The following is a 25,498-nucleotide window of genomic DNA, read 5'->3' as shown; positions in this document are numbered from 1 at the left end:
AGAAACTTTCAACTGCATCTTTATCGGGAACAAAATGGCTTCAGATTCATTTAGTTCGAGCGTTTATCTGGGAATCACCGGATGATTTGCTGTGTCCAGGTTTCCGGTCGTCACGAGTCGGGAGTTTGGGGGCATATCGGTTTTCAACGATTGGAGTTCATTATGGGGATTTTCGATAAGATCAAGAACGCCATTTGGGGAGAGGCACAAGCGGCAACTCCTGAGACGGAAACGGCTGCACAGCCTTCTCCGACACCAACCGCTTCGCCAAGCGCTGCCGCTCCGGCACCATCTGAATCCGCACCTGCATCTACGGGTGCTGTCGACGTAGGCGCCATTCTGGACGCTGCCGTTGTCAAAAGCGGCCAGAAGCTCAACTGGAAAACTTCTATCGTCGATCTGATGAAAGCTCTTGGCCTCGACAGCAGTCTGGAGCACCGCAAGGAGCTCGCCAAGGAACTGGGCTATACCGGCGACACAGGCGATTCCGCGACCATGAATGTCTGGCTGCACAAGCAGGTCATCCAGAAACTCAAGGATAATGGCGGTAAAGTACCCGCCGGATTGTAATCAGGAGGGTTCCCGATGGGAAGCGCAGGAATTGGCTGGATTGCGGCGATCATCATAGGCGGCTTGGCCGGCTGGATTGCCTCCAATTTCATGAACAGCAATACCGGGATATTCATGAATGTCATTCTCGGTATCATCGGCGCAGCCGTAGCGAGTTTTATCTTCGGATTTCTCGGTGTTTCGTTCGGCGGCTGGCTGGGCTATCTGATCGCGGGCTTTATCGGTGCCTGCATATTGATATGGCTGGGCCGATTGGTAAGTTAGCAAAAAGGCGCCGCAAGGCGCCTTTTTCTTTTGCCGGATTAGAGCGCATCCCGAAAAGTGTGAAACGGTTTGGGATAAGGTGTGCTTAAAAACAAACAGTTGAGACGTGCCGATTTGATGCAATCAGATCGCAACGCGGTCTAATTACGGGTCCGGTGTTCTGCGAGGAAAATCCTGTCATCGCGGTTGGAGCAAACGACTGCGAAGGTGATCGCCAGAACGGCCCCCAGAAACGTATCGAGGATACGTTCGGAAATCATGCCGTCGTGCGGTACTCCCGGTGTTGCGAGATAGGTCATCAAAAGCGCCATCGGCGTCACCAAGATCTGTCCCAGCGCATAATTGCTGCCGATAATGACCTCGGTGGCGAATTGCAGTCCGGCCAGAATTGCAATGACAGACCAGAGGCTGGGGCCTTGTGCAAGCACCAGCCATGTAATCAAAGCGCCCAGAAGCGTGCCAGCCATGCGCTGCAAGGCCCGATTCATGCTGATGTGCAGATGCGCGCCCTGCATCACGGCGACAGCGCCCATGGCCGCCCAGGCCGGGTGGCTGGCGCCGAGAGCATAAGCGGTCAGGGCAGTAATTGCGGCACCCAGAGAAATCCGAGCTGCGGCAATAAGCCGGTGAGCGGTTGGGCGTGACGGCTCGGACGGAAACGGTTTTTCCGGCGACGCCGGACGACGAAATCTCTCGGTCAGGGCACAGATCAGGCAAGCGAGCGCTGAGACGATTGCCGTTGCAGCGGTGCGCTCGAAGACATCGAAAAACGACCCGAGCGGCGCCATGGCGGCACCGGCTGCGAAGATGAATATGAGCGCGCCGGGCGGTCCGAATTTTCCGGTAATGGTGGTGAAAGAGAATATGCCCGCAAAAAGTGCCAGCAGCAGAAGCTGGCCGGGCAGGGGCAGGCCAACCCATGTGGCTAGCGACATGAAAAACACCGCGAGCGTCTGGCAGATCGCGCATAGGAAGACGATCCATTCGCGTTTTGCTTCGGGAGCAAACCGGCCAAATAGTGCGACGAGCGAGCCAAGCGAGGCAAACCCGATCAGATGCGACCACGAAGACAGGCTGACCAGCGGAAGCGCGATAGCGATCGTGGCGGCGGCCTGAAGCCCGGCAAGCGACGAGTTTCTAAGCGAAGGTTGGAGAGCGAGGGCGATGCTTTCCCGAAACTGCTGCGGCTTCAAGAGGTTATAAGCGGCGTGGCGCCGTCCTGAAAAAGATCCGTCCACTTTCATTATTCTCGATCCTGCTCGCGATCGAATTGCATCAGCGTCAGTCGGCGTTCAATGCTGTCGAAGTTTCGAAGCATCGTTGTAATGTTATCGTCCGACAAATCAGCGAGCATTTCTTGTTCGCCTTTTGCCAGCTCCTGACGGATTTCGGTGACGCGCTTTTCCCCTTGCGCCGTCAGATGAACCAGTCTTGCACGACTATCCCTTTCATCGACGCGGCGCTCTGCCAGACCTTGCCGGCATAGAATATCGAGAAGACGCACGAGGCTGGACCCATCTATCCCGACGAGGGCAGCCAGTTCCTTTTGTGTCAAACCGCCACCGGTCTGGTGAAGATGGACAAGAGGAACCCAGGTCGCATCAGTCAGCCCGGCTTGGGCAAGCCGGATGTCGAGCGCACGCCGCCAGCGCCGCGCCAGCAGTGAAAAGCGAATACCGAATTGAAAGCGGGGAGTGTCTGAAATCATGAGGTCATTAAGACACGAGATAATTTGAATTGCAAATCAAATTGTATTGGAATGTGCGAATGGCCGTTGCCGGAACGAGCCGCTCCGGCATATGGCTGTCCCTATTGGGGTATGCGAGCGATAACTTTGATTTCAAAATCGAAACCGGCAAGCCAGTTGACGCCGACAGCAGTCCAGTTGGGGAAGGGTGGAGCGCTGAAAATCCGGTCCTTGACCTGCAGGACGGTTTCGAACTGGTTCTCGGGATCGGTATGAAACGAGGTTAAGTCGATAATGTCGTCTAAGGTCGCTCCGGCTGCCTTTAGGGTCGCTTCAAGATTATCGAAAGCGAGTTGAACCTGCTTATCGAAATCCGGTTCGGGCGTGCCGTCGATGCGGCTTCCGACCTGACCGGAGACGAACAGCAGATCGCCCGAGCGGATCGCGGCAGAATAACGATGCTTGTCATAAAGGGCACTGCGGCCGGCGGGGAAAATGGTTTCTCTTTTGGTCATTTTCGTTTTCCTTTTCATGCTGAGGTGTGGGGTGTCGGAAGTTTTTTGTATCTGCAGCTTCACAAGCAGTCGGCATATTTGATATACGTTGCGTATATCAAATAATCATATACGGACTGTATGTCAAATCATATACGGATCGTATATTAAAAGGGTGTGATGATGGCCATGAACCTGCGCATCAAGGCGATGGAAGAAAACCGAGTGAAGCTGATTGTGGCAGCCCGGAAGGCTTTTGCGGAAAAGGGCTATGCCGCCGCCTCGATGGATGAACTGACTGCGCAGGTCGGCCTGACGCGCGGTGCTCTCTACCATAATTTTGGAGACAAGCGCGGGCTGCTGGCTGCTGTGGTCAGTCAAATGGATGGCGAAATGGCCACACGTGCGCAAGCGATTGCTGTGCGGGCGGATAATCTGTGGGAGGGGCTTCTGGCAGAGGGGGTTGCCTATATCGAGGCGGCACTTGATCCTGATATCCAGCGCATCGTGCTGCTTGATGGACCGGCGTTTCTCGGCGATCCGTCACAATGGCCGAGCCAGAACAGTTGTCTGCAGGCGTCCCGGCAAAAGATCGCTCTTTTAATAGAGCAAGGCGTGTTAAAACCGGTCGACCCTGAAGCCGCCGCACGGCTGCTCAACGGGGCCGCATTGAATGCGGCACTCTGGATTGCAGCCAGTGACGATCCAAAAGCGGTTCTTTCGAAGGCGATTGATGCTTTTCAATCGCTTGCAACCGGCCTGCTTGCAAGACCGGTTTAGATATCAGGTAGTCTGGATCGCAATCCGGTTGCCCTCGCTGTCCCTGATCTCCGCGACAAAGCCGTTTCCAACCGGTGTCTTCGGGAACAGCATTTCGCTGCGCTCTTGCACGGCCTTGTTGATGACGGCGTCCACTTCATCGACATTGAAATAGATGATCGCGCCATGCACGGTTGGAACATAGGCGTCGCCTTCGGCGAGCGCGGCACTCGCGCCGTCCTTGCCTTCTTTAAAAGGGAAATAGGCCATTCTGTTTCCATGTATCGTAACGACGTGACCAAAAGTCACTCCGAACACTGCGGAGTAGAATTGCATTGCCCTTTCGAGATTTGCCACCGGTATTTCCACATGGGCGATCAGGTTCATTCTTGCTCCGTTCTATCTAACCGCATGAAATATAAGCCATAATCATCTCTGCGGCCACATCACGGACGAAGTTTGAATCCGGTTGACGGAAATGCGTTAATTGTTCAGTTTTTATTGACTTAGTATATTGGTGAAACATAACGAACAGATCCTGACACGGAGACCATATGGCGACTGAAGGACTTGGACAGACACTCGGGCCTGCTGTGGTTCTGCTTACCGCCGGTGTTGTGGCGGTGCCGTTGTTTCGGAAACTGGGCCTCGGTTCTGTGCTGGGATATTTCGCTGCCGGTGCGCTGGTGGGGCCCTCGGTCTTCGGCTTCTTCACCGACCCCGCCACGATCCTGCATTTCTCCGAACTTGGCGTGGTCATGTTCCTGTTCGTCATCGGACTTGAAATGCGCCCCGGCAAGCTCTGGACGATGCGGCAGCAGATATTTGGTCTCGGTCTTGCACAGGTTCTGGGCTGTATCGCCCTTCTGACTGGGGCAGGGGTTCTTCTTGGCCTGACTCCGATAACGGCCCTGATCGCGGGAGCCGGTTTCGTGCTGTCGTCCACAGCCGTCATCATGTCGATGTTGCAGGAACGTGGGGAAATCGCCACGCCGGACGGTCAGAAGGCCGTCTCCATCCTCCTGCTCGAAGATCTGATGATCGTGCCGCTGCTGGCGCTTGTCGCCTTCCTTTCACCTTCCCAGCACGAATCCGGCGGAATCTTGGGTATTGCGACGGCCATTGGCTCAATTTTGCTGCTGATTGCTGTCGGGCGCTGGTTGCTTGATCCATTCTTTTCTTTGCTGGCGCGTGCGAGGGCGCGTGAGGTTCTGACGGCTGGTGCCTTGATCGTCGTACTGGGCGCTGCCTTGCTTATGGAAGCGAGCGGCCTTTCCATGGCGATGGGCGCTTTCCTGGCGGGGGTGATGTTGTCCGGCTCCAGTTACCGGCATCAGATCGAAAGCGACATCGAGCCGTTCAAGGGGCTCCTGATGGGGCTGTTCTTTCTGGCTGTGGGCATGTCGCTCGATCTTGGTGTGGTCGCATCTGACTGGCCCTCGGTTCTCATTTTCCTCATCGCCTATGTGATTACAAAGGCAATCGGCATCTATGCCGTCGCCCGCATTTTCGGCTCCAGCCATCGTTCGGCGCTCGAACGGACACTGCTCTTTGCGCAGGGCGGCGAATTCGCCTTCGTGCTCTACACGTCGGCATTCGGTAACGGGTTGCTTTCAGCACGCGACAACGCGCTGTTTTCGACCGTCATCATTCTGTCGATGGCCGTGACGCCTTTCGTGCTGCTTCTGGGGTCGCGGCTTTTGCGCGAGGAAGCGCCGTCTCTCGAAGGCATTGAATCCGCTCACAATCTCAAAGGTCGGGTATTGATGATTGGCTTCGGGCGCTTCGGACAAATCGCGGCGCAATTGCTCCTTGCCCAGAGATCGGATGTTTCGATTATTGAAGCTGATCCCAACCGCATCCGCGAAGCCGGGCGGTTCGGTTTCAAGATATTCTATGGCGATGGATCGCGGCTCGACATCCTGCATCATTCGGGCGCTGACGGGGCGGAAGTCATCATGATATGCGTGGATGACCGAAAGACGGCCAACCGGATCGTGGAATTGGTCAAATCTCATTTCCAGGCAGCAAAGATCATGGTGCGTTCCTACGACCGCACGCATTCCATCGAGCTGTTGAAGGCGGGGGTGGATTTCGAACTGCGCGAAACGTTCGAATCCGCGCTGCTTTTTGGAAAGGAAGCGCTTTGCGAACTTGGCATGGATGAAAGTCTTGCGGAGGACACATTGCGCGATATTCGCATGCGTGATGCTGAACGACTGACGGCACAGGTGCAGGGCGATATTTATTCGGGAGCCGATCAACTGCTTACCGGCGTTCCTGTTCCTGAACCGCTGACGCCGCCCGGCAAGGCTACGAAGCTTGACGGGGAGGGAGGTTCAAACTGAACAATATGCTTTGAAGGCCCGGGTCAATCCCGCAGTGCCATCTGCAGTTCGGACTGACGGCCCAGTCTCCTCATCAATTCGGTAAACTGAGGGGTGCGTTCAATCTGGCGTCCATAATGCTTGCGCAATGCGGCGGTCAGTTCGCCTTTACGTCCGAGCTGTTCGTCGGCAAAGCCGATCATCTGGGAGTTCGGCCATGCCTGAGGGCGAATGGCAACCAGGCGCGTAAACAGGCTTTCTGCCGTCTCGTCCGGGTTGGCCTGCGCCATAAGCGAAACCATGGCGGCTGTCGAGCGCGACACGCCCATATGACAATGGACTAGCAGATGGCTCGGAGCCTGCGGGTTTTGTGCTGCCTGGAATTCCGAGCCGAACTGTAGGATCGCATTCACATGGTCGGGCGTCGGCATTGTGTGGTTGTCGGCAGCGTTAATGATGTCGTGAAAACGCAGCGTTACACGATGGTGTTGCTCGAAAGTCTGAAACGCATCCAGTTCCGGAAGGTCGGGATCAACCAACGAAAGTACATGTGTGACTTTGCGCGTCCGCTGTTCGGGTAGTTCCTGAATTCCACACACGGTTAGTTGCGGGGCAAAATGCACACTCATGCCAGTCTCCTTGAAATTCAGTTATGTCGTCTCGTTTGAAAATGACGGGCTGGTGATACATCGCATAGACGACATTTTCATGTTCGATGTCCCGATGCCGCATCGTCGTCGATGGTACTTCCGAGTCCCATACCGCCACCCGTGCCACCGCCCATTCCCATGCTGCCGCCTTTCCCGCCTTCGCCCTTCGCCCGGTCATCCTTATTGCGTCCGCCGCCGCTGGATGGTCGTGTCGGACCCTGAGACGGGATTTGCAGGTCGAGCGGGATGGAATCAAGATCAAGGGCGGTGCGAATGAAGCTGCGCAATGATCTGACCAGCTCATCTGTATGAATCGGGCGTCCTGCCACCAGTTCCCGTGCCGCCTTTTCTGCAAGCCTCACATGCTCTTGAGTCCCCAAGAGAAAAACATCCGAAAGTGCTGCTTCGACAGAATCGCGAATACGTCGGCGGCGCTCGGAATGCGCAACGATCTCGACGGTACCGGCTTCTTCCGTTTCGGGTGGATGCCGCAACTCGCGCAAATGGCGCGGATCGACGGCAAGGTCACCGGTAAACGAACCGCCAAGCGTCTTATAGGCGGCGATGAGTGTTTTCAGCCGTTCATTGATCTGGCGATTCATGCGTTCGCGCCGCTGTTGTATTGTCAACATCATAAGTAGACGGATGCCAACGCCAATCAGTGTAAAAAGCGCCAGACCGAACAAAGTGGCTGTCAGACTTTGCCAGGAGCTGAAATCAATGCCGCGCAGTGAAAATCTCCATAGGGAAGGGATCGTTGTTCACACTAAAGCCTGAAGCGTGGTGCGTTGCAACACCTGTTGTGGATACGTGCATGTTCATTTGGAGCGAGCGGACAGAGGTCTGAAATCACTGCTCTAAATGTTTGTTTCGGCGCGCATCTTATCCGAAAGCCGTTTCAAATCTTTCAGAATGCGTTCTAGTCCCTTGGAAGCTGCCGTCCGGCCCATTCTCTTTCTGGAATTGCTCTGCCGATGTTGTAGCTGAAAGAGCCAATCACCATCGTTTCCGCATCGACCTTGCATGTGAAGTCGATCGCATACCATTTGCGTTGGCTGCGAAACGCGCCGTCGCTGACGGTCAGGCCGCTGGTTGAAACGGAGCCACCTTCGCGCGCGAGCATATCCGGAAAGGCACCGGGTTGATGGCGGCGTACTTGTTCAAGCGCTTCGATACCGCAAATCTGGATGATCCGGTCCTTCGGCGCAAGCTTTCCCAATGCCTGTTTCACACGAGGATCTGACATGGCTTCCTTCGAATAGATTTCGCGCGCCCGCGTCAGTTTTTTGGCCGGTGTTGCCGGTTTGGGAGCGTCGGCCTTTTGCCTCGGTGCAGTTTGCGCTTTTTCTGCGGCGGCTTGACCGGATTCGACCGGCTTCTCGGCCTGAAGAAGCTGTTCGGCTGGCTCAGCCTCTGTCGCAGAAGGCTTTTCTTCCGCCTTGTCAGCATCCGGCGCCTCATCAGCCTTGGAGGGCTCGTTCGGTTTTTGCGCTTCTTCAGGTGTGGTTGGCGGCAGGTCCTGTTCCGGTGGTGACTTTACCTCCTGCTTCGCCGCCGCAGATTCGAATGCCTGTGGCTGCGGTGGGGGTGCGGCCTGTTCGGGCGTCTTCGGGGCCTGTTGCTGAGGCTTCTTCTCAGGGGGCGGCGGTTGAACCAGCTCCACATTAACGCTTTGTTCCGAAGGGGGCGAAGGGAGTGCCGGAAGGCGGACCAGAAACAGAGTTGCCAGCACCAGATGCAGCGCCACGGAAGCTGGCAGCCCCCAACTGGCCTCTTGCAAAACTCTTCTGGTGAACTGCGGCATGGCTCCAACGATCAGGGACACGAAAGCTTCAATCTAGAGCTTATCCCGAAAAGTGTGAAACGGTTTTCGGATGAAATTCGCGTCAGAATAAGTAGTTAGAGGCCGACATTCGGTCTGTCGATGATTTCACGCAGGGCAAAACTGGAATTGATCTTCACCACGTGCGGCAGGGCCGAGAGCCAGTCGCGATGGATGCGCTCGTAATCCTCAAGATCGCGGGCTGCAACGCGCAGAATATAATCATATTCGCCCGACATAAGGTAGCAGACCAGCACGTTGGGGCAGCGTTTTACCGCCGCCTCGAATTCGGCCAGCGTCTTTGCGAATTGCCCCGAAAGCGAAATATGGACAATCGCAATCATCCGGTATTCGAGCGCCTTCTGGGAGAGGCGGGCATGATAGCCCGCAATCACACCACTCTTTTCAAGAATATCGAGGCGGCGCGAACAGGCTGAAGGCGACAATCCAACCTTCTCCGCAAGTTCTGCATTGGTGATACGGGCATCGGCCTGCAATGTCCTGAGAATTGCAAGATCGATAGGATCAAGATTGCTCATTCGAAGAACCTTCGAAAAAGAGGGTCATCGGCGCAATAATTCACCAAAAAGACAGGGCGGGCAAATCTTCTTTGCAAGGACATTGCGAGCCGCAGGTGTTCTCATTTTGGGATCGACAACGACCCACGGCAAGTGGGCAAAAAATGAGAGGAACGCTTATGCGTGTCGGTTGCCCGAAGGAAATCAAGAACCATGAATATCGTGTCGGACTCACCCCCGCCGCGGTTCGTGAATATGTGGCTCATGGCCACGAAGTCTGGATTGAAACAAAGGCAGGTGCCGGTATCGGTGCCGATGATGCCAGCTACATCGCCGCTGGCGCGAAAATTGCCGCGTCTGCGAAAGACATTTTCGAGAAGTGCGATATGATCGTGAAGGTCAAGGAGCCGCAGCCTGCCGAATGGGCGCAGCTCCGCGAAGGCCAGCTTCTCTACACCTATCTCCATCTCGCCCCCGACCCGGAACAGACCAAGGGTCTGCTCGCTTCCGGCGCGACGGCAATTGCCTATGAAACGGTAACGGATGATCGCGGTGGGCTGCCGCTGCTCGCCCCGATGTCGGAAGTGGCTGGTCGTCTGTCGATACAGGCTGGTGCGACGGCACTCCAGAAAGCCAATGGCGGCCTCGGCATTCTGCTGGGTGGTGTGCCTGGCGTGTTGCCGGCAAAAGTCACGATCATCGGCGGTGGCGTCGTCGGACTTCATGCAGCCAGAATGGCAGTGGGCCTCGGCGCCGACGTATCCATTCTGGATCGCTCGCTGCCGCGTCTGCGCCAACTCGACGATATATTCGGCGGTCGCGTTCACACGCGCTACTCCAGCATTCAGGCGCTTGAAGACGAAGTCTTCTCTGCTGACCTCGTCATCGGCGCAGTGCTAATCCCCGGTGCCGCGGCGCCGAAACTTGTTACCCACGAAATGTTGTCCGGCATGAAGAAAGGTGCGGTCATCGTGGACGTGGCCATCGATCAGGGCGGCTGTTTCGAGACCTCCCATGCCACGACGCATTCCGATCCCACTTACGAAGTGGACGGGATCGTCCATTACTGCGTGGCCAATATGCCGGGCGCAGTTCCAGTAACCTCAGCTCATGCCCTCAATAATGCCACCCTTCATTACGGACTGGCGCTTGCCGACCGTGGTCTGAGGGCAATTGCCGAGGACAAGCATCTGCGCAACGGTCTGAACGTTTACAAGGGGCGCATCACCAACAAGGCGGTTGCAGAAGCGCTCGGTTATGAAGCTTTTGCACCCGAAAGCATTCTGAACGTGGCATGAGGCCTTATAGCAACAGCGTTGAAAGGGACTGCGATGGCACTTTGTGCCATCGCAGTAACAAGTTGCCTACCAATTTCAGGTGCTTTGGCCTTGCGCGGGAAGGGAAAAAGCTGGATTAGGCTGTGACCCATCTCCCCGCAGGAAAATCTTGTGCAGCTTAAATTCTCGCGATCGGCATTATGCTCTACATTGATACTTCTGGTGCTTCTTGCCCTATTGGCGACAATGGGCGCAGGATTGGGCTGGATCAGAAGCTTTGTCGGGGATGTGATTGCCGTCATCTTTGTTTATGCGGTGCTTAGAATCTTCATTGAAGGAAATCGCCTGCTGTTGGCTTTGATCGCGTTTCTGACTGGGGTCGCGGTGGAGTTCGGTCAATACCTCGCAAAACAGTTCGATGTCGTGATCGGAAATCCGGCCCTGCGTATTATTCTCGGAGCGACGCCGGATTGGCTGGATGTTCTGGCCTATGCGATAGGTGCCGGAATTGTCGTCGCGTATCTGCTGGCGCGACGACAGGTCGAGGCATCAAACTAATTTATAGAAATTGTTGCATGACCTTGTTTTGAACAAGATGTGCACCTATATGGCTGTCATAGGCATTGCTTAAGAGCGCTGGAACGCGTCTGTTGCTCGCAAAGCCTTCATCGCTTGATGCTTTTGACCACGGATGTACTGGCACTGGTAGGAAAGCGATGATGAGGAAGGTCGGTGCGTTTTCGCCCCGGCCTTTTTTGTTGTCTGCAGGTTCGCGAGAATAAAGCCGAACGGCCTGCTGAAATCCTCAAGCAGGCCGTTCGTCCAAAAATTAAGCAGCGAGTGCTTCGTCTTCTGAGGTCGGGACTTCAGAAATCGTCTTTAGAACCTGCGAAGCGATCTGGTATGGGCAGCCCTGCGAGTTCGGGCGGCGATCTTCCAGATAACCGCGATATCCATCTCTGACGAATGCGTGTGGGACGCGGATCGAAGCGCCACGGTCAGCAACGCCGTAGGAGAACTTGTTCCATGGGGCGGTTTCATGCTTGCCGGTCAGGCGCATGTGGTTGTCCGGGCCGTAAACGTCGATATGGTCCTGCAGGTTCTTGTCGAACTGAGCCATGAGCGCTTCGAAATAGTCCTTGCCGCCCACTTCACGCATATACTTGGTCGAGAAGTTGCAGTGCATGCCCGAGCCGTTCCAGTCGGTATCGCCGAGCGGCTTGCAATGGAATTCGATATCGATTTCGTACTGTTCGCAGAGGCGAAGCAGGAGATAACGGGCCATCCAGATCTGGTCGGCGGCGTTCTTGGAGCCCTTGCCGAAAATCTGGAATTCCCACTGGCCCTTGGCCACTTCAGCATTGATGCCTTCGTGATTGATACCGGCATCGAGGCAGAGATCGAGATGCTCCTCAACGATCTTGCGGGCGATGGAGCCGACATTCTTGTAGCCGACGCCGGTGTAATATGGACCCTGCGGGGCAGGGAAACCCTGTTCCGGGAAGCCGAGCGGACGGCCATCCTTGTAGAAGAAGTATTCCTGCTCGAAACCGAACCATGCATCATCGTCTTCAAGGACGGTTGCGCGGCTGTTGGATGGATGCGGCGTGATGCCATCCGGCATCATGACTTCACACATCACCAGAACGCCGTTCTTGCGTGCGGGATCGGGATAGATCGCGACCGGCTTCAAGACGCAATCGGAGCTGCGACCTTCGGCCTGCATCGTCGATGAGCCATCGAAGCCCCAGAGCGGCAGTTGTTCAAGTGTCGGAAAAGCATCGAATTCCTTGATCTGCGTCTTGCCGCGCAGGTTCGCTGCTGGCGTGCATCCATCGAGCCAAATGTATTCGAGCTTGTACTTGGTCATCGCTAGTCTCTCTGTCATCCTCGGTTGATCGATCACCACAAGTCATGCGGTGTCGCGCGGCTCGGTGTTCGATTTAATAGAAGCAAGGACCGTGCCAGTTTCAAATTTGACGCATTTCCACGGCGGCACAGGCGCAAGCGATAAAGCGGGCAAGATTTGCACAACGGAAAGCGGAAAATGTCTGCTCAAAAAACAGGCAACAGATTAGAATTTCATCACGCCTGAAATGCTGGGTGCGTAATCCCAGTCTTGTCACCTGTCACTCAAGCCCGGAAACCCCGGAAATTCAAAGGCATAAAGCAAAATCGAACAGGCGGACAGAATAAGTCGTTGGACGCTCCGACCACCATTCTTCACCTTACCTTCAAACAAAAGGGGAGTGACTGATGGCACGTTCGATCAACAGAAAATCGGCTTTTCTGGCAAGTTTAGCGTTGAGTGTTTCGGCAATGACTGTTTTCGCAGCCAATGCTGCTGAAATTACGGTGATGGGTTATCGCGGCGCATTCCAGGACAATTACGTCAAGGCCGTCATCGAGCCGTTCCAGAAGGAACATCCCGACATCAAGGTCACCTATTACGGTGTGCAGAATGCAGCGACATCGCTCGGCAACATGCGCGCCCAGAAGTCCTCTCCCCAGACGGATGCGGTCATCTATGACCTTTCGGTCGCCAAGATCGCCGATGAGGAAGGGCTGGTCGAGAAGCTCGATCCGGCATCGCTCAAAAATTATGCGGATATCGCCGACCTCGGCAAGGAACTCGCAGGCGCTGCAATTCCGATCACATATGACACGCTTTCGCTTCTTTATAACAACGATGCATTTGCGCAAGATGCACCGGATAGCTGGGAAGCGCTCTGGGACAAGCAGCAAAGCGGCAAGGTTATCATCCCGGCACAGGGCGGCGGCGATATTCAAGCCATCCTGCTTACGATCATCGCGAACCGTCTCGCTGGTGAAGACGACTATACGAAGACTGTGAAGCCGGGCGTCGACAAGCTGGTGGAGCTGGCGCCTGCCGTGCAGACGTGGGAACCGAAGCCCGATGCCTATACGCTGGTTGCAAACGGCACTGCGACCTTGTCCATCGGCTATAATGCCCGCGCCCAGTTCTACTTCGACCAGACCGGCGGAACGCTTCAGTCGGTCGGCCCGAAGGAAGGCACGGCTGCGCAAGTGAATGTCATCAGTGCGATTGCCAACGGCAAAAACATGGATGCAACCAAGACATTCATCGACTATGCGATAAGTCCCGAGACGCAGGCCCGGTTCGCCGAGATCATGTTCTATGCGCCATCGAACACGAAAGCGGACGTGAACGACGAAACGAAGAAGCGCATTCCGTACATGGATGCGGCTCAACGCGAAAAGCTCATTCCGGTCAACTGGATGACCATTGGCGATATGCGCGACAAGCTGCTCAATCCCTGGCGTCGTCAGATCATTCCGGCTGGTCGTTAAAACTCTACCTCACCCTGAAATTCACGCTTCCGCCTCGTTTCTCCGGGGCGGCAACGACCCCTCACAGGTTTCGATATGGTAGCAGAAAGCTCATTTCTACAGTTGAAGGCCCTCACCAAGCTTTACGGTAACAACTACCGGGCAGTGGACGATCTTCATCTCGATCTGCCGCGCGGAAAACTGCTCGGCCTCCTCGGTCCATCCGGTTGCGGAAAGACGACGACTTTGCGCATGATTGCAGGTCTCGCCTCGATCTCGGACGGCAACATCCTGATTGATGGCAACGATATTTCGCACAGGCCGCCCCATCAGCGCGATATCGGCCTGGTTTTCCAGAACTACGCCTTGTTCCCACACATGACCGTGGCCGAAAATGTCGCTTTCGGTCTCGATATGCGCAAGGTCGGCAAGGCCGAAGCAAAGAAGCGCGTTGAAGAAGCACTCGAAATGGTACGGCTTCCCGGCTACGGTTCGCGCAAGCCCAAGGAGATGTCCGGTGGTCAGCAGCAGCGCGTGGCGCTGGCGCGCGCGCTGGTCATCCGTCCGCGCATTCTTCTGCTGGATGAGCCCCTGTCCAATCTGGATGCGAAGCTGCGCGACGACATGCGGATCGAAATCCGCGAGATTCAGAAGCGCCTCGACATCACGACGGTTTTCGTCACGCATGATCAGGTCGAAGCACTGACAATGTGCGACGTCGTCGGCGTGATGGATAGCGGCAAGCTGGCACAGCTCGGTTCGCCGGAAGAAATCTATGAGAAGCCATCCTCCCTGTTTGTGGCCAAATTTGTCGGACGCGCCAATGTCCACAATTGCGAGATCGTTGACGAAAATGTCTGCCGTCTGGGCAGCGGCACCTATCGCTGCAACACGCATGGAAAGTCACGCGGGTCAGGGCAGATCGCCATTCGTCCGCATCGCATCAATCTCACGCCCAACCGCGATCGCAATCTTGTCAGTGTCGTAACCAACAGCGCCCACGGCGTGGTCGAGCGCACGACCTATATCGGTGACATCGTTCAATATGACATCGAGATTGAGGGCGCCTGCCTGAAAGTAGAAGTGCCAACCGCCAGTGCAGGACATGCATTCCATACCGGCGACCGACTGCTGTGCGAATGGAAACCGGAAGACATGCTGGTTTTCGGGAGCTGATGTCATGACAGCGATCACATCGACCGACATCATCCCGGCAAAGTCATCAAGGCGCAGACGCTACAGCCTCGTTGCCGTTGCGCTTCTTCTGCCGATGGCCTTGATCAATCTCATTGCCTTCATTGCGCCGGTTGCCCATCTGGCGCAGATATCCTTCCTGCAGAGCGAGAGCGGCGGTGTCCTGACAGACCGCTATACGTTCGAGAATTATATCAATTTCTTCACCGACAGTTTCAATTGGGGTCTGGTGTTCAACTCGCTCTGGCTGAGCGCGTTCATCACGTTGGCAACGCTTATCTGTGCCTATCCGATTGCGCTTTTCTTGCATCGTGTTTCGCCGGTCTGGCGCAACTTCCTTTTCGTGGTGACGGTCTCGCCGCTGCTCGTCAGCAGCGTGGTGCGCACCTATGGCTGGATGGTGCTTCTCGGCGATCAGGGACTTGTCAATGGAGCCTTGATGAACCTCGGCATCATTTCCTCCCCCATCAGGCTCGTCAACAATACGCTCGGCGTATTCATCGGGATGGTGGAAATCCTGATCCCCTATATGGCGCTGTCGTTGATTGCCGGTTTCGGGCGCCTGAACGCCTCGCTTGAGGAAGCTGCAGCATCCCTCGGCGCCAATGCCTTCACGCGGTTTCGCCGGATCATCCTGCCACTCACCTTGCCGGGCATCGCACTTGGCTGCCTGCTTTGCTTCGTGCTGGCAATCAGCTCCTTCATCACACCGAAATTGCTTGGTGGCGGGCGCGTGTTCCTGCTGGCGACGGAAATCTACGACCAGGCTGTGATCCAGCTTGAATGGCCGCGAGCCGCCGCAACCTCCGTCATTGTCCTGATCATCTTCGGTCTCGCTTTGATGGTCTATTCCCGCATCGCACGTCGCATCGACTGATTGGCAAAGGAGAAACGAGATGATTGGTTCAACTTCATTGCCATTCCGCCTTCTGGTCGGTCTGCTCTATCTGTTCCTGCTGGCCCCCATTCTGGTCGTCGTGCCGCTATCGTTCAGCAACGACAACTATCTTACTTTTCCGCCGCAGAGCTGGGGTGTGCGGTGGTATGCGGAAATGCTGCATCATGAAACGCTCATTCAGGCGTTCTGGATCAGCCTCGGCATTGCATCGGTTGTCACCGTCCTGTCGCTTCTGGCAGGTATCCCGGCGGCCTATGCCATCCGCCGTTATCAGTTCCGTGGACGCGAAGCGGTGCTGAACCTCTTTACCGCGCCGCTGCTTCTGCCTTCCATCGTGCTTGGCCTTGCCATTCTGCTGGTCTTTGTGCGGCTGGAACTGCTCGGCACGTTCACCGGTCTGGTGATCGCCCATCTGATCGTGACGACCCCTTACGTCATCCGCATCATGATAACGGCGTTCTCGACACTGCCGCCATCGGTTGAAGAGGCGGCCACGATGCTGGGTGCGTCACCGTTCACCGTGTTTCGTCGCATCACCCTGCCGTTGATGATGCCGGGTCTGGTTGCAAGTGCTGCACTGTCCTTCCTTCTGTCCTTCGATGAGGTAGTGATCTCGCTCTTCATCACCGGACCACGTATGACGACGCTGCCGGTGGAAATCTTCAACTATGTCGAAAGCCGCACCGACCCAATGACCGCTTCCATCTCGGTCGTGCTGATCGCGGCGACACTGCTCATCATCTTCGTCATCGAACGCACACTCGGATTGTCACGCACAATCGGCAAATAACCTTCCAACTGAAAGTGACTGCAAGCATGGAAAATATCGCCCTCTGGATGTCGCAACCGCATTTCAGCTATCTCGAAATTGCCCGGACCTGCGGCTTCTCATCCTTCGTTCTCGAACTTGAACACGGAACCTTCGACCTGTCGACGCTGGACCAGTTTCTGGCTTTCACCAAAGCGCAGGGTCTCTCTACCCTGACGAAGGTGCTGGCACCGACGCCGGAAGCCATTCAGCAGGCGTTGGACTTCGGATCGGATGGCGTCATCGTTCCGCATATCCTCGGCGTGGAACATGCGCATCAGGTTACGAAGGCTGCAAAATATCCGCTGGTCGGCACGCGCTCTTATACGGGTGGCCGCATTTTCGGCTATGCCCGTCCGGCGACCGATGCCTTCGAAAAAGAGAACAAGCGCACCAAATGCTTCGCCATGGTCGAGACGGCGGAAAGTCTTGCCGACGTCGAGAAGATTATCGCGCTCGATACGGTCGACGGCTTGTTTCCCGGCCCTTCGGATCTGGCGCTTGCACGCGGTCGGGGAGCATACGCTTTCAATCATGACGACAAGGCCGATCTGCACCGCTGTGCGGCGGCTGCACGCGCTGCCGGGAAGCCATGGATCATGCCCGCCTGGACTGAAGCCGAACGGCGCTTCGCACAGGAAGAGGGCGCCGCGATGCTGGTCGTCGCCACCCAGAACATGACGCTTCGCCAGGGCATGGTTTCGACTGTGAACATGCTGAAAAACGAAGCCCTGGTTGCCTGACTGAACTGAATACCCACTCATTCGCTGGAGGAAGAAATGAAGATTAGCCTGATCCAAACGAGCCCGCAGACCGACAAGGCAGAGAACCTGCGTATTACGCGGGGATTGATGGAAGATGCCGTGCGCACGGATTCTCCGGACCTGATCGTGCTGCCCGAATATTTCGAATATTACGGCGGTACTCCGGAAGAAAAACTTGCGGCAGCCGAGAGCGTTCCCGGTGGTCCTGCCTACAAGATGGCGCAGGACTTTGCTCGCGAGCACAAGGTCTTCGTCCATGCCGGAACCTTGATGGAAAAGGTTCCAAACGAAAAGCGGATCTACAATTCCACCTTCGTCTTCAATCGCGAAGGCAAGGAGATTGCGCATTATCGCAAGATCCATATGTTCGACATCGTCGGGCCGGACGGAACGGCCTATAAGGAATCCGCAACTGTCAAGCCGGGCGAGAATGTTGTCGTCTATGACCTTGACGGGTTCAAGGTCGGCTGCGCGATCTGCTACGACATCCGCTTTGCCGAACTTTATCTGGAGCTGGAAAAGGCCGGTGCCGATGTCATCGTGCTTCCCGCCGCATTCACGCTGCAAACCGGCAAGGATCACTGGGAGGTGCTGGCGCGTGCCCGTGCCATCGAAACCCAGACCTATTTTGCCGCCTGCGGCCAGACCGGCAGCACGGTTTCGAATGGCGAACGGCGTCATACCTATGGTCACTCGCTCGTCTGCGATCCGTGGGGCCACGTTGTGGCGCGCGCGTCTGACGGCGTCGGCTTCGTGACGGCGCGCATCGAGCGCGCGCAGATCGAGCGTGTGCGTTCGCTCATCCCCATGGTCAGCCATCGCCGTATCGGCAAGCAATTGCAAGCCTGCGCATAGGAGGCCTCATATGTATACGATCAATCCCATGCCGGAGCAGGTTGCTGCCGGTGACCTCCAGCTTCTGTCGGGGGTCGAGACAGCCACTGTCGGACACTGGCGCTTCTTCGGTTTCATGCACCGATCCATCCAACCGCTCCTCCCGAAACGCCGTGTGGTCGGCACTGCCGTCACCATCGCCATTCCGGGCCCGGATTCCACCCTGCTTCACCACGTAACCGGAATGCTTCGCCCCGGCGATATTCTGGTGGTGGATCGGATGGGCGACGACCGCTATGCGTGCTGGGGCGGCGGTGTGACCATCGCTGCGAAGGCCTCGGGTGCGGTCGCTGGCATCGTGGATGGCCCGTGCACGGACCTGACGGAAATCGAGGATTCCGATTTTCCGATGTGGGCGAGGGGTATCTCGCCCATCACCACCCGGCTCTATGATCTGGGCGGTGGCATCAACATTCCGGTCTCTTGCGGCGGTGTGGTCGTCAATCCCGGTGATGCCATTCTGGCCGATGAGAGCGGGGTTCTGGTCCTGCCGCGGGACGAAGTGAATGCGGTTGCCTCGCGCGCGCTCGATATACAAGACAAGGGCAAGGTGCGTGAGGCTTCGGTGAAAACCGGCCTCAAGCTCGGTGACGTGTCTGGCGCAACCAAGAAAATTCTCGCCCACGCGGGAAGCTGATCCGATACGGGCCGGTTTCGGCCGGCCCTGATCATTTGTGGGATTGAATATGACTATTTGCTTATTTTCATCTCGCAAGTGTCTTAGAAGGAAAGGACGAATCTGGTTACCCGGAGCGCTATAAGGGACTTCAAGAAACGCAGACGCGCGGGTGATTGAAATGGGAAGGGACATGCCCGTCCATGAATATCCGTTTTCTGGAAACGGTGATCTGGTTGTCGGAACTGCGTAATTTCCGGGCGACGGCGGCTCGCCTCAATATGACCCCGGCGGCGATATCCAATCGTATCGGCGCGATGGAGCAGGAACTGGGGTTCCGGCTCTTCGACCGCGATGCCCGCGACGTCAATCTGACGGCGGAAGGCGAAGCCTTTGTCGAGGGCGCGCGCGATGTCGTACGCCGTTATCATGATCTGGTGGAAGGCCTGAGCCCGCAAAACGGGCTTGAAGGCACGCTGAAGATTGGCATCGTTCCGAGCCTCGCCATGACCATATTGCCGGGCATTCTCGATATCGTCCGCCAACGCTACCCGCAGATACGCATCTCGATCACGACCTCATCATCGAAAGGGATCGTGCAGAAGCTGGAGCAGCGGGAACTCGACATCGTTTTCGCCATCAAGCCCGAGCCTACGCCCAACCTGCGCATCGTCGACATATGCACTTTCGGCATGTTCTGGATATCGCGCAGCAATCAGTTTCCGGGCGGGGCTGAAGACATGCTGTCACGCGATGACCTGCTTGGCTGCAATCTCATTTCCTATGAGAGCGGTTCCTATAATTATCAGCAGATCATCAATTATTTCACGGAAGAGCGCCTGAAAGACGCGACCGTTCATTATTCCAATTCGCTCACCACGACGATCAACATGATTTCGGCTGGTGTCGGTATTTCCGTCATTCCGCCGGTGGTGATCCAGAAAGAGCTTCGGACGGGTGAGCTGCAAGTGCTGAATACCAATGCCGTTTTCCCGGCGACGAGCTATAGCGCTATTTATCTCGAAAGCGCAGCGACGCGCCTGATCACTCTTGTGGCCAACATCGCCCGTGAAGCCGGGCGCAATTTCAGCGGCAATTTCAGTGATAGTCTGGCCTATCAGGATTAGCGTGCAGCTTTCCGTTCAGGCTGGTTTCAGGCCCTGCGTGGGCATATCCCCGCAATAAATACTGGTGATCTCTTCGGCGACCAGGCGCTGCAACTCCCAGAGATTGCGGTCGCGGATGCCTTTTTCTTCTAGATGCTTGACGGTGAGATAGAGATATTCGGCGCAGGAACCCATATGCCCGCAGGCGCGCGCAAGCAATTGTGCCACGGAGGTCAGGGGCATGTTGTCCGAAAGCCTGTCTCCACGCGGTCCGGCCCAGAAAACGAGCGCACGTATTGGCCCATCCTCGGTGTCGATCGAAACCCAGCGGATGGAATAGGCATCGTCAATCGAACTGATTTCGCGCCGGATCATTCGGCGCAATTGTCCAAGGCGGTCCTCATCGGACAGCCGGAAAGCAATACCCTTGCAGCTGCCGCCCGGTCGCAGCGCCAGCATAAGGCCCGGCTGGGCCATCGTTGCGCGCCAGCGGGTCAGCCGAAGGCAGAATGAACGGTGCCAGCCGCTCGCCGTTCCGGCGCGCGAGTCCACCGCCTCGAAATCCGGCTTCCAGATCAGGGAGCCATAGGCGAAAACCCAGAGCGGGTTGTCTCCTGCTTCGTGAAAGAGCTGTTCCGCCAGTTCATCGACCTCATTGTCGGTGATCGGTGCCCGGCTCGGATCAGGGCCGCGATCAACCTCAAGCCGAAGGCTCAGCGAAACGAGTTCCTCGGTCAAAGCCATACGGGACAGATCGGCAGAAGGCGCGGCGTATTCAGGCTGATCGTAATTCTGGGTCATTCTTTCACGGCAAAGCATGTTCATGGATGCGTCGCCTCAGATACTCGCATTTTTGCGCATATCATCAAGCTGCCGCAATGATGAAAACAACAATTCCCGGTCTCGCAGATGTTCTTCGTAGAGAGACACGAAAATGGAGTTCGTCGTTACATGTGGCTCAGGCGCGGACTGGGCGCGTCGCAAGCTGTTGTTGGCCTTGCGCTTGGCATCTTCGACTTTGGCAAGCAATTCTTGAAGCCTTCCGGAATTGCCAAACGCACGAACACCGGCTTCCGGTGCGCCTGAGGCGACTGTATTCGATGTCGAGTGGATCATGGTCTGCATCTCCAATGGCAAGATATAGAGCTGATCGTGGAGTCTGTTTATGATATAATGATGTTATAAAATGTACTAAATTACATTCTTGTGATGTTGTGTTTCGGGCATTGTTTTTAAGAGTAATTCTATTTCTTGCTAGGAGCATTTTTAGCACTGTCGCCCCGTTGAAAACGAGGCATTCAATGCCAAAACTTCCAGTGAACAAGGAAAATTCGCGTGGTAGTGCTGCGCTCGGACAGATTCCGGGACGTGCAGACAGCTGGCATTTGAGGCCGGGATATCAATCAGCGTCATGATTCATGAACGGGAGCATATCGACCGTGTCGATTGTCGTCGGCTCGACGGGCTTGCCGTCTGGCTTGGCAAAAATCATCACTGCAAAACAGTAGATCAGAAACACTGCCACGCCGATAGCTAGCAGGCTGGCAAATATGAGTGGCCAATCAATCATGGCCGACACCTTGGCGCAGTTTGCGCGTCAACTCAACCGTCTGTTGCGATGGGAAAGCCTTAACGCTTGCCTGTAAAAGTGAGCGGCAGGTTTCGACCGGAGGCTGGATGTCGGAAATAAAAACGCTGGGATCCAGACGGGTCTACGAAAATCGTTGGATGAAGGTTCGTGAGGACCGCATTGTTTATCCGGACGGCAGCGAAAGCATTTATGGCGTTGTCGAGAAAAACGATGCCGCAATGATTTTCGCAATGGATGACGAAGACGGCGTCTATTTAGTGGAACAGTTCCGCTATCCCGTCGGGCGCCGGTTCTGGGAGCTTCCGCAAGGGGCTTGGCAGGAGCAGGGGAACGTCGATCCCCTCACTTTGGCTCGTGGAGAACTGCAAGAGGAAACCGGGCTGACCGCTGAGGAGATGGTCTATCTCGGAGAGACTTACGAAGCCTACGGGTTTGCGGCTAACAAGTGCCATATCTTTCTCGCTACAGGACTGAAAATGGGAAAGCCCAGTCTCGATGCCGAAGAGCAGGGGCTCATCTGCCGCCGCTTTCCTATCGGGGAAGCCGTCGAGATGATCCTTCGCGGCGATATCAAAGATGCGAGTACTATTGCCGCCTTCGGGCTTCTACGCCTGAAAGGGATTATCTGAAGCATACTGCGCGGTAACAGGGAGCGCCCACTGAAATCAATGGGGCAATCTCCACAGCAGATACAGGCCTACGACCGTTGAAAAAATGACGCCTGACCAGAGCCAAATCTGATCGGCAAATAACAAGCGCGTCATTTTCTGTGGATCTCGATCCAGGTAATGCCGAAGACAACAGCGCTGACGGCCAGGATCGCTGTTAACTCAATCCAAAAAATCAACTGCATGGCGATGTCCTCCAGCATGGTTAACAAACAACTAATGAAAAGGTTCACTCAGTTGGGTGAGTTTCATTGACATCATGACATCATGATGTCACTATATCCTGATGAAAATCGCAGAAGATCATGCTCCGCTCTATGCCAAGGTGGAAACATCGCTGGCGGACGATATTTCAGCCGGTGCTCTGCCTGCTGGCAGTCAGCTTCCTCCAGAAGATCGCCTGATCGAACGTTTCAGGGTCAGCCGGACGACCGTTCGCAAGGCCATTGAGAATCTGGTCGCGCGTGGCCTTGTCGAAATTCGTCGCGGCAAGGGAACCTTCGTTGCCCAGCCCAAGGTCACGCAGGAATTGACGGAGCTGACCGGTTTTGTCGAAGATATGCAGGCGCTCGGCCGCGCGCCGACGGCACGATTGCTCGACAAGGAGGTGGTGCCAGCCGATGCAGACGTTGCGCGCCAGCTCGCTCTGCCGTCCGGAGCTCTGGTCATGCGGATCCGGCGCGTTCGGCTTGCCGACGGCGTCGCCATGTCTCTGGATGAAACATATCTGCCGCGCGAAATCGGTGAGAAGATTGTTACGCACGATCTGGACGTCGAGCCGATCTTCACGCTGCTGGAAGATAAATATGATCTACCGCTTGTCGAGGCGGAGTATCGGCTGGAGGCTGTCACTGCTTCGCCAGATGTTGCGGACGCCCTCGCAGTCGAGCCCGGCAGCGCCGTCTTCCTGATCGAGCGCACGTCCTACACCGAGGGGCGTCGGGCAATCGACTACGAAAAGCTCCACTATCGCGGTGATCTCATCAGCTTTGTCACTCGCCTGGCCCGGCGACCGCGCGGCCAAAGATAGCCGGGGGGTGAAATGTTGGCTTTATGGCTGTTCATAGCGGCTTTCGGCGCAAGTGCGCTTGGTGGCGTGCTGGGCATGGCAAGCGGCATCTTCATCGTGCCGGCGCTTACGCTGTTTTTCGGTGTCGACATTCATGTCGCTATCGGGGCGAGCATTGTTTCAGTCATCGCCTGTTCTTGCGGCAGCGCGGCTCCGCTTTTGAAGCGACGGCTGACCAATGTCCGGCTTGCGGTCGTTCTTGAGACGGCAACCACGCTTGGCGCGCTGACCGGCGTGTTTCTGATCGGAATCGTTTCGACTTCGGTTCTATATGGGTTGTTCGCGGCCATTCTGGTGCTTTCTGCAAAGCAGATGCTGGTACGGCGGCGCGACGAAATCGGCGCAGCGGTGCCGGATGCGAAAAGCCTCTCCACAAGCCTGCGGCTGCATTCTAGCTTTCCCGATCACATATCCGGGCAGGAGGTGCATTATCGCGTCGGCCATGTTCCGCTGGGCATGGCGCTGATGTATGGGGCGGGACTGGTCTCGGCCCTTCTGGGGATAGGCTCGGGCGTTTTGAAAATCCCGGCGATGGATACCGCCTTGAAACTTCCTATCAAGGTCTCGTCCGCCACCTCCAATTTCATGATCGGCGTGACGGCTGCTGCAAGCGCAAGCGCCTATTTTGTTCGCGGTGACATCGACATCGGGATCACGGGACCGATTGCGCTTGGTTCGGTCATCGGTGCGCTGGTCGGCGCTCGCCTGCTGATGAGCCTTCCGGCGGAAAAACTGCGCGTCTTCTTCGTCGCGGTTCTCCTTGTTCTCGCGGTCCAGATGCTTCTGAGCGCTTTCGGTATAGAGATCTCTGGAGGCTTAAAATGAAAGTTACCGCAGACGCCGGACGACGGGACAAAATCATTGCAGCGCTTCTTTGGTATGGCACATGGTTCGCTTCTGCCTTGATCGCGGTTGGTGTCGTTATGACTTCTATTGAACCGACGTCGCTTGCACTGAACGGCTATGACATCGTGAATGCTGGCATTGCGGTATTCATTCTCCTGCCGATCATCCGCGTCGCGCTGACGATGTATCTTTTTCTACGCGAGCGTGATTACGTCTACACCGTCATTGCCGCAACGGTTCTGCTGATTATCGCAACCGGCATCGTCGTGGACTTTCGCTAATCCCGATAAATCGCGTGAAACATAAGCAATATGGCTTGCATCGGCGTGCGTGGGCTGATTTTCTGCTCGCCAAAGCCGAAAGCATCGACCCTGATCCGTCGCACGCTCCGGACAAAAGCGGAGGGGACGGAATGGCCACTGGATTGGCAAAGCGACTGACAGCATTCGGCATGGTTATCCTGCGCGAGGCGATCAGCGTCTACTGGACGCTGGTCAAGATCATGTTGCCGGTGATGGTGCTGACGCAGCTGGCAATCGAGATGGGCCTGATCAAAGCCATTTCTCCTGCCTTCGCTCCCGTCATGCAGTTCGTGGGGCTGCCGCCTGAAGCCGGTTTTGTTTGGGCTATGAACCTGCTGGTGGGCGTGTGGAGCGGGGCAGTGGTGATGTTCGCCGTCTTGCCGGTCGACACACTCACCACAGCTCAGGTGACGATCCTCGGTTCGCTTTTCCTCTTCGCTCATGCTCTTCCCATCGAACAGCGTATCGTACAAAAGGCTGGTCCGCGCCTGATCGTGTCGACCCTGATCCGGCTTGGCGGCGGCCTTGTTTTCGCATGGGGGATCAACCTGATTTCCAGCCGTACCGGCTGGCTGGCAGAACCGGCTGCACCGGGCTGGGTGCCGGGCCATTACGATTCAAGCTGGAGCAGCTTCGTCGCCGATACGGCTTCCACGCTGGTCTGGATATTTATCGTCCTGCTCGGTCTGGTGGCTGTGCTGAGAACAATGGACGCGCTCGATGTGACGCGCTTCCTCAACCTGCTTCTTTCACCCTTGTTGCGCTTGCTCGGCATATCGAAAAATGCCGCTCCATTGACCGTGGTCGGGCTGGTGCTGGGACTGTCCTATGGTGGAGGTCTCATCATCCGTGAAGCACAGCGCGGACACATTCAGCCTCGGGACGTCTTTCTCGCGTCGAGTTCATGGGGCTGTGCCACAGCCTGATCGAAGATACGCTGATCGTGGTGGCTCTTGGCGCGGATATCTATGTCGTCCTGTTCGGTCGATTGATTTTCTCCATTGTTCTGGTCGCGATATTCGCCAGACTTCTGCGCGGAACGGGCGACGCCTTCTTCTTCCG

Annotated in this window: 31 protein-coding genes; 19 read left to right on the top strand and 12 right to left on the bottom strand. The window is 56.1% G+C overall.

Annotation, left to right across the window (positions count from 1 at the left end):
* Positions 1 to 162: 162 nt before the first annotated feature.
* Together AAE521_RS25185 and AAE521_RS25180 are read left to right on the top strand one after the other, a co-directional pair.
* A complete protein-coding gene (locus tag AAE521_RS25185) occupies positions 163 to 570 on the top strand; it encodes a DUF3597 domain-containing protein (protein WP_071634243.1) in 408 nt (135 codons plus the stop codon).
* A 15-nt stretch (positions 571 to 585) separates the two neighbouring features.
* Positions 586 to 834, top strand: coding sequence for a GlsB/YeaQ/YmgE family stress response membrane protein (locus AAE521_RS25180; protein ID WP_010659353.1), 249 nt, complete (start codon positions 586 to 588; stop codon positions 832 to 834).
* 140 nt (positions 835 to 974) lie between these two features.
* Here AAE521_RS25180 and AAE521_RS25175 read toward each other — a convergent pair whose 3' ends face one another.
* The 3 genes from AAE521_RS25175 to AAE521_RS25165 form a co-directional block, all read right to left on the bottom strand.
* On the bottom strand, positions 975 to 2,078 hold the full coding sequence (locus AAE521_RS25175) for an FUSC family protein (protein WP_342062866.1): 1,104 nt from the start codon (positions 2,076 to 2,078) through the stop codon (positions 975 to 977).
* Entirely contained in the window at positions 2,078 to 2,542 is a 465-nt protein-coding gene (locus AAE521_RS25170) for a MarR family winged helix-turn-helix transcriptional regulator (RefSeq protein WP_342062865.1), read from the bottom strand. The genes AAE521_RS25175 and AAE521_RS25170 overlap by 1 nt, the downstream gene beginning before the upstream one ends.
* 101 nt (positions 2,543 to 2,643) lie before the next feature.
* Positions 2,644 to 3,036: a RidA family protein gene (locus AAE521_RS25165; RefSeq protein WP_342062864.1), complete on the bottom strand. Its 393-nt coding sequence runs from the start codon at positions 3,034 to 3,036 to the stop codon at positions 2,644 to 2,646.
* Positions 3,037 to 3,198: 162 nt separating this feature from the next.
* On the opposite strand from AAE521_RS25165, the gene AAE521_RS25160 reads away from it, so the two are divergent.
* Positions 3,199 to 3,795, top strand: coding sequence for a TetR/AcrR family transcriptional regulator (locus tag AAE521_RS25160; RefSeq protein WP_342062870.1), 597 nt, complete (start codon positions 3,199 to 3,201; stop codon positions 3,793 to 3,795).
* Between the two features lie 3 nt (positions 3,796 to 3,798).
* Here AAE521_RS25160 and AAE521_RS25155 read toward each other — a convergent pair whose 3' ends face one another.
* Positions 3,799 to 4,161: a VOC family protein gene (locus AAE521_RS25155; protein ID WP_342062863.1), complete on the bottom strand. Its 363-nt coding sequence runs from the start codon at positions 4,159 to 4,161 to the stop codon at positions 3,799 to 3,801.
* A 167-nt stretch (positions 4,162 to 4,328) separates the two neighbouring features.
* On the opposite strand from AAE521_RS25155, the gene AAE521_RS25150 reads away from it, so the two are divergent.
* Complete coding sequence (locus AAE521_RS25150; RefSeq protein WP_342062862.1) at positions 4,329 to 6,122, top strand: monovalent cation:proton antiporter-2 (CPA2) family protein; 1,794 nt, start codon at positions 4,329 to 4,331, stop codon at positions 6,120 to 6,122.
* 23 nt (positions 6,123 to 6,145) lie between these two features.
* On the opposite strand, the gene AAE521_RS25145 is transcribed toward AAE521_RS25150, so the two are convergent.
* From AAE521_RS25145 to AAE521_RS25130, 4 genes are all read right to left on the bottom strand, one after another.
* On the bottom strand, positions 6,146 to 6,730 hold the full coding sequence (locus AAE521_RS25145; protein WP_071634257.1) for a tyrosine phosphatase family protein: 585 nt from the start codon (positions 6,728 to 6,730) through the stop codon (positions 6,146 to 6,148).
* 77 nt (positions 6,731 to 6,807) lie between these two features.
* The gene (locus tag AAE521_RS25140) at positions 6,808 to 7,353 is read right to left on the bottom strand and encodes a hypothetical protein (RefSeq protein WP_342062861.1); all 546 of its coding nucleotides are present in this window, start codon (positions 7,351 to 7,353) and stop codon (positions 6,808 to 6,810) included.
* Between the two features lie 317 nt (positions 7,354 to 7,670).
* On the bottom strand, positions 7,671 to 8,555 hold the full coding sequence (locus AAE521_RS25135) for a DUF930 domain-containing protein (RefSeq protein WP_342062869.1): 885 nt from the start codon (positions 8,553 to 8,555) through the stop codon (positions 7,671 to 7,673).
* A gap of 95 nt (positions 8,556 to 8,650) precedes the next feature.
* On the bottom strand, positions 8,651 to 9,112 hold the full coding sequence (locus AAE521_RS25130; RefSeq protein WP_342062860.1) for an Lrp/AsnC family transcriptional regulator: 462 nt from the start codon (positions 9,110 to 9,112) through the stop codon (positions 8,651 to 8,653).
* 158 nt (positions 9,113 to 9,270) lie between these two features.
* On the opposite strand from AAE521_RS25130, the gene ald reads away from it, so the two are divergent.
* Positions 9,271 to 10,389, top strand: a complete 1,119-nt coding sequence (gene ald, locus AAE521_RS25125) for an alanine dehydrogenase (RefSeq protein ID WP_071634261.1) — start codon at positions 9,271 to 9,273, stop codon at positions 10,387 to 10,389.
* A gap of 150 nt (positions 10,390 to 10,539) precedes the next feature.
* Positions 10,540 to 10,926 (top strand): ribosomal maturation YjgA family protein, encoded by a 387-nt coding sequence (locus tag AAE521_RS25120; RefSeq protein ID WP_071634263.1) that lies wholly within the window; start codon positions 10,540 to 10,542, stop codon positions 10,924 to 10,926.
* Positions 10,927 to 11,197: 271 nt separating this feature from the next.
* On the opposite strand, the gene AAE521_RS25115 is transcribed toward AAE521_RS25120, so the two are convergent.
* The gene (locus AAE521_RS25115; protein ID WP_071634265.1) at positions 11,198 to 12,238 is read right to left on the bottom strand and encodes a glutamine synthetase beta-grasp domain-containing protein; all 1,041 of its coding nucleotides are present in this window, start codon (positions 12,236 to 12,238) and stop codon (positions 11,198 to 11,200) included.
* 386 nt (positions 12,239 to 12,624) lie between these two features.
* Between AAE521_RS25115 and AAE521_RS25110 the strand changes: the two genes are divergently transcribed.
* The 8 genes from AAE521_RS25110 to AAE521_RS25075 all read left to right on the top strand — a co-directional run bounded on the left by AAE521_RS25110 (position 12,625) and on the right by AAE521_RS25075 (position 19,981).
* On the top strand, positions 12,625 to 13,701 hold the full coding sequence (locus tag AAE521_RS25110) for an extracellular solute-binding protein (protein WP_342062859.1): 1,077 nt from the start codon (positions 12,625 to 12,627) through the stop codon (positions 13,699 to 13,701).
* A gap of 75 nt (positions 13,702 to 13,776) precedes the next feature.
* The gene (locus tag AAE521_RS25105; protein ID WP_012093472.1) at positions 13,777 to 14,856 is read left to right on the top strand and encodes an ABC transporter ATP-binding protein; all 1,080 of its coding nucleotides are present in this window, start codon (positions 13,777 to 13,779) and stop codon (positions 14,854 to 14,856) included.
* Positions 14,857 to 14,860: 4 nt separating this feature from the next.
* A complete protein-coding gene (locus AAE521_RS25100; RefSeq protein WP_010659338.1) occupies positions 14,861 to 15,751 on the top strand; it encodes an ABC transporter permease in 891 nt (296 codons plus the stop codon).
* Between the two features lie 19 nt (positions 15,752 to 15,770).
* A complete protein-coding gene (locus AAE521_RS25095) occupies positions 15,771 to 16,562 on the top strand; it encodes an ABC transporter permease (protein WP_006470062.1) in 792 nt (263 codons plus the stop codon).
* Between the two features lie 26 nt (positions 16,563 to 16,588).
* Positions 16,589 to 17,323 carry an HpcH/HpaI aldolase family protein gene (locus AAE521_RS25090; RefSeq protein ID WP_071634269.1) on the top strand — a complete coding sequence of 245 codons (735 nt, stop codon included), beginning with the start codon at positions 16,589 to 16,591 and terminating at the stop codon, positions 17,321 to 17,323.
* A gap of 36 nt (positions 17,324 to 17,359) precedes the next feature.
* Positions 17,360 to 18,199 (top strand): carbon-nitrogen hydrolase family protein, encoded by an 840-nt coding sequence (locus AAE521_RS25085; protein WP_029929986.1) that lies wholly within the window; start codon positions 17,360 to 17,362, stop codon positions 18,197 to 18,199.
* Between the two features lie 10 nt (positions 18,200 to 18,209).
* Positions 18,210 to 18,875, top strand: coding sequence for an RraA family protein (locus AAE521_RS25080; RefSeq protein ID WP_010659335.1), 666 nt, complete (start codon positions 18,210 to 18,212; stop codon positions 18,873 to 18,875).
* A gap of 182 nt (positions 18,876 to 19,057) precedes the next feature.
* Positions 19,058 to 19,981 carry a LysR family transcriptional regulator gene (locus AAE521_RS25075; RefSeq protein ID WP_071634271.1) on the top strand — a complete coding sequence of 308 codons (924 nt, stop codon included), beginning with the start codon at positions 19,058 to 19,060 and terminating at the stop codon, positions 19,979 to 19,981.
* 15 nt (positions 19,982 to 19,996) lie between these two features.
* Here the strand turns inward: AAE521_RS25075 and AAE521_RS25070 are convergent, their stop codons facing one another.
* The 3 genes from AAE521_RS25070 to AAE521_RS25060 form a co-directional block, all read right to left on the bottom strand.
* Positions 19,997 to 20,761, bottom strand: coding sequence for a gamma-glutamylcyclotransferase (locus AAE521_RS25070; RefSeq protein ID WP_235817748.1), 765 nt, complete (start codon positions 20,759 to 20,761; stop codon positions 19,997 to 19,999).
* Positions 20,762 to 20,797: 36 nt separating this feature from the next.
* Positions 20,798 to 21,076: a hypothetical protein gene (locus AAE521_RS25065; RefSeq protein WP_010659332.1), complete on the bottom strand. Its 279-nt coding sequence runs from the start codon at positions 21,074 to 21,076 to the stop codon at positions 20,798 to 20,800.
* Between the two features lie 283 nt (positions 21,077 to 21,359).
* A complete protein-coding gene (locus AAE521_RS25060) occupies positions 21,360 to 21,530 on the bottom strand; it encodes a hypothetical protein (RefSeq protein ID WP_155243286.1) in 171 nt (56 codons plus the stop codon).
* Between the two features lie 107 nt (positions 21,531 to 21,637).
* Between AAE521_RS25060 and AAE521_RS25055 the strand changes: the two genes are divergently transcribed.
* From AAE521_RS25055 to AAE521_RS25035, 5 genes are all read left to right on the top strand, one after another.
* A complete protein-coding gene (locus tag AAE521_RS25055) occupies positions 21,638 to 22,180 on the top strand; it encodes an NUDIX domain-containing protein (RefSeq protein WP_342062858.1) in 543 nt (180 codons plus the stop codon).
* Positions 22,181 to 22,505: 325 nt separating this feature from the next.
* Positions 22,506 to 23,249: a GntR family transcriptional regulator gene (locus tag AAE521_RS25050; RefSeq protein WP_342062857.1), complete on the top strand. Its 744-nt coding sequence runs from the start codon at positions 22,506 to 22,508 to the stop codon at positions 23,247 to 23,249.
* Between the two features lie 12 nt (positions 23,250 to 23,261).
* Positions 23,262 to 24,113: a sulfite exporter TauE/SafE family protein gene (locus AAE521_RS25045; protein WP_342062856.1), complete on the top strand. Its 852-nt coding sequence runs from the start codon at positions 23,262 to 23,264 to the stop codon at positions 24,111 to 24,113.
* Positions 24,110 to 24,415: a DUF1634 domain-containing protein gene (locus tag AAE521_RS25040; RefSeq protein WP_071634283.1), complete on the top strand. Its 306-nt coding sequence runs from the start codon at positions 24,110 to 24,112 to the stop codon at positions 24,413 to 24,415. Before AAE521_RS25045 ends, AAE521_RS25040 begins: the two co-directional genes overlap by 4 nt.
* A 131-nt stretch (positions 24,416 to 24,546) precedes the next feature.
* On the top strand, positions 24,547 to 25,362 hold the full coding sequence (locus AAE521_RS25035; protein WP_342062855.1) for a nucleoside recognition protein: 816 nt from the start codon (positions 24,547 to 24,549) through the stop codon (positions 25,360 to 25,362).
* Positions 25,363 to 25,498: the final 136 nt, after the last annotated feature.

Origin of the sequence: Brucella cytisi (assembly GCF_038433355.1) — a bacterium.
GTDB classification, from domain to species: Bacteria; Pseudomonadota; Alphaproteobacteria; order Rhizobiales; family Rhizobiaceae; genus Brucella; species Brucella cytisi.
This window is presented reverse-complemented; position numbering and strand designations above follow the sequence as displayed.